6 protein-coding genes are annotated in these 9,913 nt (G+C 34.2%); 3 read left to right on the top strand and 3 right to left on the bottom strand.

The window, feature by feature from the left end; all coding sequences use genetic code 11:
• Positions 1 to 920 precede the first annotated feature (920 nt).
• From WMZ97_RS13225 to WMZ97_RS13215, 3 genes are all read right to left on the bottom strand, one after another.
• Positions 921 to 5,603, bottom strand: a complete 4,683-nt coding sequence (locus tag WMZ97_RS13225; protein ID WP_343272561.1) for a DEAD/DEAH box helicase — start codon at positions 5,601 to 5,603, stop codon at positions 921 to 923.
• A 144-nt stretch (positions 5,604 to 5,747) separates the two neighbouring features.
• Entirely contained in the window at positions 5,748 to 6,191 is a 444-nt protein-coding gene (gene radC, locus WMZ97_RS13220; RefSeq protein ID WP_343272560.1) for a RadC family protein, read from the bottom strand.
• Between the two features lie 324 nt (positions 6,192 to 6,515).
• Positions 6,516 to 7,241, bottom strand: a complete 726-nt coding sequence (locus WMZ97_RS13215; protein WP_343272559.1) for a hypothetical protein — start codon at positions 7,239 to 7,241, stop codon at positions 6,516 to 6,518.
• A 168-nt stretch (positions 7,242 to 7,409) separates the two neighbouring features.
• On the opposite strand from WMZ97_RS13215, the gene WMZ97_RS13210 reads away from it, so the two are divergent.
• From WMZ97_RS13210 to WMZ97_RS13200, 3 genes are all read left to right on the top strand, one after another.
• On the top strand, positions 7,410 to 7,769 hold the full coding sequence (locus tag WMZ97_RS13210; protein ID WP_343272558.1) for a hypothetical protein: 360 nt from the start codon (positions 7,410 to 7,412) through the stop codon (positions 7,767 to 7,769).
• A gap of 99 nt (positions 7,770 to 7,868) precedes the next feature.
• Complete coding sequence (locus tag WMZ97_RS13205) at positions 7,869 to 9,179, top strand: helicase HerA domain-containing protein (RefSeq protein ID WP_343272557.1); 1,311 nt, start codon at positions 7,869 to 7,871, stop codon at positions 9,177 to 9,179.
• Between the two features lie 219 nt (positions 9,180 to 9,398).
• Entirely contained in the window at positions 9,399 to 9,890 is a 492-nt protein-coding gene (locus tag WMZ97_RS13200) for a hypothetical protein (protein WP_343272556.1), read from the top strand.
• Positions 9,891 to 9,913: the final 23 nt, after the last annotated feature.

Below are 9,913 nucleotides of genomic sequence, written 5' to 3'. Positions count from 1 at the left end.
TTACATGAATAATTAGGGGTGGCAAGTGGCATACAATTTTAAATGCCATTTCATACATTTTTTACTTGCCAAATACACCCTACGAAAATACACATAAAGTATTTATGCAACATAATGGCCCGTTTGTTGCACTATCCCAATCCATCTTATCAATGAATTGTATCAAACTTTATTTCAAAATCACAGCTTCTTTTTCTCTAAATTATTTGTCTGCTACTTGTATGTTACGTGTATGCTACGTGTGAATTTTTCCCTGTTTTTAGAACACCGCATATACAGTAAAATCCCCCAACCATAGTCGGTTGAGGGATTTGCAAGTGTTGATTTATTAACGTTTTGAGAAATATATTTAGGAATTCTAAGTATATTAAATCCATTGTAATCCATTTATATCAACATTTTAAGTATCTTTAAATGGATAAAAGTGTATAAAAAAGTATTGAAAGTGATATTACTTGAACCAATTTGAACCAAGCTGATGCTAGTTGAATACACTATCCTTACTCAATTACATAATAAAGTAAGATAAACAAACTTAGTAATACATTTATCCTTATCGATTAAATGTATTTAAGCTACCAACCTAAATTGAATCGATGTCTCCTTCTTTACCATGGGAAAATGGAAGATAAGCGTTATTTGCGATTAAAAACCAATAAAATCAGCACGTTTAACAAGTATCTTTAACATTAAAAACATATAAAGTGATGAACTCGTCACTGTCTCGTCACTGAAAATGGAGAACAGTTACATACAAGCTAATATAATAGATATACCAGATTAACACAGTCAATCCAACAAATATCGGAATCTACTGTATAAGTCTTGTACAGATTTTTTACCCATTTTCAAAATAGATAACAAGGTCATCCAAATTAATATTGCTTATATTAATTTAAATCAGAGTATCTAACGTTAAATTATTCATTTATTTCTAATGGCGGTAAACTATTTACCAAATCCACTGTTTGAACTGATACGTTAATTATTCTCAATAATAAATTGAATATATACTTTTCATCTTCTGAAAATAAGTTGGGGTCATCGATGATTCCTGACTTTGGATCTGTTTTCACCTGATATTGTTCCATAATCCACTTTATAGCTGATTTACCATTCACCTTATATTTATAAGCCTTCTCAGGAATGCCCTTTATAGTAATATCGTTGTTCACAATAACAGTATCTTTTTTGTTTCTTTTCGGATACCTCATTTTAGATACTTTATAAGATGGATTATCTGTTTGTTCAACAATTACGTCAGGATAGACAGGAACCCTTTCATAATTAATATGCAAATCTACCAAGTCTTTGCCTATCTCAATATAATCATCTTTATTTTTTAATAATGGTATTCGAGGGAATGCCTTTATTAAATCATATTTATATTTTTCTTTATATTCATTGGAATGTAATATTGCATAAATATAATAAAATGCTTGATCATCATCAAGATTTGTTAATGATTTTATCGAATCAGTAAAATTAGTTACTATTCCTATAGAATCCTTTCCTAAGTATTGCGGGAAACCTTTCCCATTTGCAATTAATTGTAGGTTTGGAACCAAGTCTGTCGCAATACAAGAAAATTCATTTTTGGTTCCTTGTCCCTGGATATATAAAACTTTATCCATACTTTCATGAGCATTGTGATATCTGCTAGGTCTTTCTATAATATTACTGTCATAATAGAGCCATTTTTTTGTAAAAGGCCTATGCATCATCAATACCTTATTATTGTTCAAATCAATTTTTTCACCTTTTTTAAATTTCTTAGATAGACCAGCACTCCATTTTATATACGATTCAGATTTATTTACTTTTTCCATACGTTCATCTGGGCTTTCAACACTTAATAGTTTATTTATCTCATTATTATAATTATTAATCATTTGATTTGTATTTTTTTCTAATTCCTCTTTTGAAAAATTAGTTACCCATGCATCTCTAGCTGGATAAACACCTGTATATTGATCTAAAAATACACCAGATTCTTTTTTCTCATTATTAATAAAAGGAATAAACTGTTCGTAGTTTTTATCACGTTGATTTATCCAATCATTATTATTATCCGGTTCTATTTTTTTCCAAGATATATCTTCAATTGATTTATACTGGTCGATAATTTCTAACTTCTCTTCTCGTTTTAAATATTCTCCAATATCATAGTAGTTTATTTCATGGCTGTCTGACCCATCCTTTATAAGTAAGGTAATAGCAATAGGCGCTCTGCTTCCTGCATCAAATATTTTGCCGCCCTCTTGTCGTGACCTTTCTCCTTGCGTTCTTTGGTCACCTCTTAAGTTAAACACATATATATGATTAAACTCCTCATGCCAGCATTTTCTTAGTCCATCTGTTGCTTGACTATCTATAAAAGATGCGTTTGATACAAATCCAATTACACCTTTATCATTAATGCGATTGCTAGCCCATTTAAATGCTTTTATATATTGATCATAAAGAGATTTCTTTAATTTAGCTTTAGAATATTTTGCATATGTTTCATCAATCGATTTATCCAAAATGGGATATTTAACATTTTGAACACCTGTATTAACACTTGATTGACCTATAGAATAAGGAGGATTTCCTATAATTGCGAATATAGGATCGTTTTGCTGTCGCTTCAATCTCTCATTATTTTCATCAAACAATTCATCCATGAAAGACCCGTTATTCTCTGTACTTTCAAATGTATCTGTTAAAACAATCCCTTCGAAAGGTACATAATCGCCCTCATGTAAACTATGAAATGTTTCTTCTATGTTAATTGCTGCAATATAGTAACTTAATAATACGATCTCATTTGCATGAATCTCTTGTGTATATTTTCTTAGTAAGTCTTCTTTAGGAATTAAACCGCTTTGAAGCAAGCGTGTAACAAAAGTTCCTGTACCAGTAAATGGATCTAATACATGAACCCCTTCACTAGCCAGTGATTTCCCAAAGTGTTGTTTTAAAACACCATCTACTGAATGAATGATGAAATCTACCACTTCTGTCGGTGTGAAAACAATTCCTAATCGTTCTGTTGTTTCTTTAAAACCAACTTTAAAGAATTTGTCGTAAAGCTGAACTATAATATCTTGTTTTGCTTTTAAGTTATCAATACCTTCCGCACGGACACGGACACTTTCATAAAAGTCTTCTAACTTTTCTTGTTCCTTTAATAAACCTTGTTTATCTAATACATCTAATATCGATTCCATTGCTTGCGAAACGGGGTTGTTATTCACAAAGCTGTATGATTCAAAGAGTGCTTCAAAAACTGGTTTTGTTATTAAATGTTGTGCTAACATCTCAATCGCTTGCTGTTCAGAAATAGAATCATTTATATTATGTCGAATACTTTTCATAAACTTTTGAAATTCTTTATACGTTTTGCTTTCCTTGTTTTCTAACATGGCATTTATGCGGGTCATGTGCTGCTGAGCAATTTTCGCAACATCTTCTGACCATTGCTCCCAATAACGTACATTTCCAACTTTTTGAACAATTTTTCCATATATAGCACGTTCTAAATCACTTAAGTTTTCCTCTGACAAATCTGCGACTAATTGTTCACTACCATGTTCTGGCTCAGTTAAGTAATCTCCTGGAGCTTCACCCACACCAATTATTTCTATTTGGCTAGGTTTCTTTTTATTTAGCTCTAGTTTATTTATTGTTGCGTCAAATCGCTCATCTATTGATCGTAAAGCATTCAAAATTTCCCAAACCACTTGATATTTTTCATTATTATCCAAAATAGAATGTGCCTCTGATCCTGAAGGTATACCAATTGGTAGGATTATATATCCATAATCTTTCCCTTCTGCTTGTCGCATCACCCTACCTACAGCTTGTGCTATATCTATTTTTGATTTACGAGGTTTTAGAAACATAACAGCATCAAGGTCTGGCACGTCAACACCTTCTGTTAGAAAGCGAGCATTGGAAAGTACGCGACAAGTATTATCTGGTACATCACTTTTTAACCAATCAATTTTTTCATTTTTTTCAACAGCATTCATAGATCCGTCAGCATGTTCTATATCTATGCTAAATTGATTGGAAAGTGAATTATCTTCATTGTATAAATACTCATCGACAACTGTTGAAAACATATCTGTTATTTTTTTTGAGTCCTTTATCGTTCCTGTAAACGCAATTGCTCTTTTCATAGGTTGACCCAATGTTTTATTAGTATTCCCATCTCGTTTTACTAACCCATTCCAACAACCGACAATTTTTGTAACATCATCAAATTGTAATCCTGATTTAGTTTTAGAAAAAATGTCTTGGAATCTTCGTGCTATCACGTCTTCCTCAACAGCTAAAACCATTACTTTATAATCTGAGAGTATTCCTTTCCTTATTGCATCCCCAAACCCTATCCGATAAAACTCTTCACCATAGGTTTCTGGATCATTCATATCAGCTATCACAACTGACTTCTCTTCTGCTTTTCTCTTTGCATCTTCTCCATATACCCTTGGGGTCGCTGTTTGATACAGACGTTTTTTCGCTTTAACATTGTCATTACTATGTACTTTCGTAAAAGCTGATGCTTCTTGGTTTAGTTCAGTCGCACCCGTTGTTCGATGGGCTTCATCACATATAATCAAATCAAATTCATAAAAACCATTTTGTTGTGCTTCGATTATGACATCTATTGATTGGTATGTGGAAAACACAGAAATAAACTCTGGTTGTATGCTCTTTGATTCAATTGTCCGTTGATAATCTAATAATTTTTCTGTATTTGTCGTAGCTGGAAAACCTATATCTGAAGTTGCTATGTCTTCAATTTCTGTTCCTATTTGTTCTTTAGTCACTTTTCTATCTGAACAAACCGCTATAGAATCCATATTAAAATCAATATCAGCGTTCCAACTTCTTAAAGTCTGTGACAACAACTGGATGCTCGGAACAAGATACAGAACTTTAAAAGTATTATTAGATTGTTTCGCCATTCTTTCTGCTATAGCCATCGAAGTAAAAGTTTTCCCAGTACCCGGAGCCATAATTAGCTTTCCACGATCAACCGTTTGAAATCCGTCTACTACTGATTCAATTGCCGGTTTCTGATGTGGACGAGGAGTCTTTTTTTCTTGTAAAACAACTTTCTCAGGTTCTGCAAAACTGAACTCTGACCAATCAATCAAACTTTCCTTTAATTGGGATAAAGAAATACGCATGATTTTTTTATCTCTATCGTTCAAAGCATTATCAGCATTTTCGGACCATTTATCTGTAGTCGTCACAATAAGACCTTCAGAATAATAACTCTTACCCACTTCATTCAAAAAAGAATCGATATGTGACTTTTGAATTCTAGTTTCTTCCTCATAATATTTCGCCTGAATAGCTACTAATTCACCTGTCTTTTTCTTTTTCGCAACTAAATCAACACCAGTATCAGCTTTAGGAATACCATATTCATTTGGTACTTCGTTTAACATCCACACTGCTTCAAAAAGCCTTTGATATATTGGTTCATTTTCCAAATATGTTTTCACTAATAGCTCAAACAAAGTGCCTCTATCTCTCTGGACTCTATAATCAGCATCAATTTCTTTCACCAAAGAAACAAAGCTTTTACTACTATACTTCGTCATATTACTCCTGCCCCCACATATTAATAAATATCTGTTCTTCAATCATTCACTATTTCTACACGTAGCTTTCTAATTCTATTCTATCATAAAGTACTCTATTGAATCATTTGATGTCATTGAAGAAAAAAAGGGATGTTTCTCCCTTTAAATATGTCCTCTTTCTTTTAAACTGGTAAAACTGTTGTCATTATTCACCACTAAGTGATCAAGCACTTCAATCCCAAGTAACTTCCCAGCATCGACTAATCTTTTTGTAACGTTAATATCTTCCATTGAAGGTTTTATGTCACCACTTGGATGCTGATGCGCAACTATGACACTTGCCGCGTTATTAAGTATTGCTGATTTAAACACTTCACGCGGATGTACAATGGAGGAATTTAATGAACCAACATGACAACGATGAACTGCAATCACATTATTTTTAGTGTTTAAGCACATAACAAAGAATACTTCACGATCATCACGCCCAATAAAGCGAGATGCAATCTTTGCTCCATCTTCTGGGCTACGGACAACATAATCAACACCCTCATCTGCCTCACGAATAATTTGCTCGATGCGAACAACTTCTAAAATGGTTTCCATCTAGATCAACCTCTCTATGATTTTTTGACCTTTTTGGTCACCACACAAAGAATCTTCGCATCGATTAATGTCAAGTGGCGTAAGTAGAAAAGCTATCAAGTGATTCGTATATGTTTTGAGGAAGCCCAATGAATTAGGGTGCGTTAAAAGCGTTAATTGCTTTCTTACGCACCCTTATCCTACTTGGCTGACTCATAACATCCGAAGAACGAAGACCCTTTACCTAATCGATAATGCGTCCATTCTCTACGGACGCATTAGGAGATTACAATTAGGAGAGCTGAAAAGGGAAAATACATAGCTCGTCTGTGATTTACATCTATTTTATTTAGATGACTCTTTAATATCATTAATGATTTCTTGCTTTACATTTTCTTTCAAATAATTTTTAGCATCAATTTGAAACCCTAACCACTCACCCTCGTCTTCAATGGCTTTGAGAGGGGTTGTCAAACCATGAATTAAATTATTACTAATGAAATGCTCTTGTATATCATCATTGAACTTATCCTCATCTATTAATTGTTCAAATATAATATTTACTAATTGCTCTTTCCTTTCCATTATTTCTTCTTTCGTAGGTGAAGGAACTCTTTCGTTCATCATTTTGTTGTATTTTGTTTTTGGTATTCTTTTTTCATAAATACTTTCATCAACTTTTGTTCCTAACGCCTCTGCAAAACGTTCAAACATTTTTATGGCGTGATGGTCTATAGTCGTTTTTCGATTACCATTCCGTTGATCTATTAGTTGCTTTTCATGAAATGCAATAATTTCTTCTACAAGGTCTTCTCTGTATTTTTTATATCTATTATTACTTTTAGTTCTTCTATTTTTTTCGTCATCAATCAGATTATCTATTTTGTCCCATTCATCATGTTTTAATGTCTCATATAATTTATCCTCTTTCGCTTCAAAAAAATCTCTATAATATTTATTCCATGCTTTCGAGCTAATCAGATGATCATCCTTTTCTTTCCCCTCAAATTCATAACCAAATCGTTTGTCTATTAACGTTAATATTTCTTCCTTGCCATAATACTTATGCATGTGCAACGAACCCCTTCATGTTTTATTTAATTATAACACCATTACAAAAGAAATATCCATAGATGCGCGCGCTTTATCTGCCATAGATTCGACAAAGGCAACGTGGTAGGATGTAAATAGATTGAGGCCTCAATCAAAATATCCATAGGGAAAGGATGAATTCTTCACATGAAAAAATTACGCCAATTTAACGTCTTTGACGCAGTAGGGTTCTTCAAGGACAAGGATGTACGAGTGATGTCACACGAGGACTGGAAAGAATACGATGCGGACGGAAAGAACCCTAAAGTCGTAGGTACTAAGTACAAAACGGTAATTGCAACCGATCGAACAAAATACACAGGGGAAGAAGTAGCACCTGACCTTAATGCAGGAGAAAAGATTGTGGTTAAGGTCTCTCAGCCTCCAAAAGAGTATAAAAAGTTCAGTAAAATCACGTTTGTAAATCCGACAGCTTCTGTGTATGGAACGTTCATGAGTGAACTTTCTGTTAAAGCAGATGATGTGGAAATTACTCAACCAAAATAAAGAACAGGGGACAATTAGTTCCCTTTCTATCATTATCATTTCAATGCATGTGACCGCCCCTGAAAAGGGGCGGAATCACAATATTAGGATGTGAATTACGTGAAGAAAACATACCGAATGCAGCGTGGGTTTATTTCGTTTCTAATCATTGGATTGCTTCTCGTTTTATGGTTTTTCTTTTATAAACTGTATCCATTGATTGCAGAACAAATAACGATATTACAGCTTCCACATGTTGAGTCAAATATCTTCTTGGTTCCTGTTGGTCTGATGAAAATTGGCTTATTCGTTAGTTGGTCATTTCGCAATAAACTATGGTTTGGACCACTTTTTTCTGCGCATTATTATTCGATGGTAAAACGCATAAGAAGGCATATTAAAGATGCTAGATTCGAAGATGAACGTGAGTTTGATAATCGTTTAGTTAGATTACCGAAAATCAAAATTGAATTTGATGATAATCGAGCTAGAAAATCAGGAAAAGTGCTAATCCAAAACTCAATTAAATTCGACAAAAAATTAGAAGACATGAGAATTGATTCAGCATTAAATGGATATTTAAGTGAACGTCAGTATTTGTCTAAGAACCGTAATTACTACATCTATGAATTTTATGCTGTAGATTCACAAAAGCAACTTGAGATTAAATCAGCAAATGATTTGATTGAATGGTCAAACATGACAGCAGACGATTACGCCTTACGTTTAGATGAACGTGCAACTGTTCCGTTTCATCATATGGGTCTTAGCGGCCAGACAGGTGGAGGTAAATCACTACTTGTTCAAATGCTAGTTGAACAAGTATTATCAAAAAGTGTCAATCATGAGTTATTCATTATTGATCCAAAGCGTACAGATGTATACCAAATGGCTAAACGTACCATTGGTGATGATCGAACTGCCGACAAAACAAATGCGATTGAACTAATTAAACAATTTCATGAGCGTATGAATGAACGACAAGATGAGTTGCAAGATTATTTCATATCGAATCGCAACAAAACGTATAAGGACGCTGGTTTACCAGCTTTAATTCTACTTATAGATGAGTTCGGAGCATTGAGAGAATCATGGAAGACTTTGTCGAAAAAGGAACGTGATGAAGTCGATAGTATACTCTCTGACGTTGCCTTCATGGGACGTCAACTAGGGTGTATTCTATGGATAGCGACACAACAAATGAATGCTCAGACGATGCCAACAGCGATTAGAGAACAGCTCGTCTTAAAGATTGCTTTAGGTGATAGCGATGAGCAAACCTATAGAACTCTGTTTTCTTCAGGTGTGGATATACCTTTAGTTCAGTTTACTGCTGGTCAAGGGGTATACAGCTATCCAGGGTTAGCCAGCGCAGACAAGCCACGGTTGTTGATGGTTCCTTACTGTAGCTTTTTGAATGAAAGCGCCTAGCTCTTCCTTAAGGAACGACGGCACAGAGAGTGGAAGGGGACCCGCCGTTCAGGCGGGGAAGGTTCCGCTCCGTGCTTCTCTCCTTTAGGAGAGCTGGCGTCTTGGTAATCACGCCAGCTCCGATAGGAAGCAAAAACAACAATCAATACCGTCATAACGGGCTTTTACACTTGAAAAACTTTCGCTAAAGTTTTTCGAACGAAAAGGAGTGAATAGAACATGATTAAACCAGATATTGACCAATTTACACTTGTATTACAGGCAACAGGCGTATTTGACTTTGACGAATGGCGTGACTGGATAGCAAAAAGCTTAATAGGCACATTCTTGATTAAATCAAAAATGCATAAGCTATTCGACGACTTTGATGAAGCAGACGTTAAGCTACCTGAAGGTTATACCGTGGGCTATTCATTCATCAATGCACCATTTTACTTCTGTATTGCTTATCATGAAGCATTCACAAAAATGGGTGTCATAGTCAAATTCAGCGCTTACGCATGGCATGAATATCGGAAGCGATATGAAGAAGAATTTAACGAACCAATCCATTTACACACCTTTTTTAAGTTGATTGATGCTGATGAGTATTCTTTTAGACTTTCACGAATTGATATGTGCTGTGACTTTTTTAATGAAGGCATTGATATCGCTAAATTAAAACGTTCAATTGAAGAGAAAAGGACTGAATTGCGCTATGGCAAGTACTAATAAAAGTTATCTGCAAAAGGTTA

Origin of the sequence: Lentibacillus songyuanensis (assembly GCF_039548255.1) — a bacterium.
GTDB lineage: Bacteria > Bacillota > Bacilli > Bacillales > Amphibacillaceae > Lentibacillus_C > Lentibacillus_C songyuanensis.
Note: the sequence above shows the minus strand (reverse complement) of the source record. Positions and strands in the feature narration are given on the sequence as shown.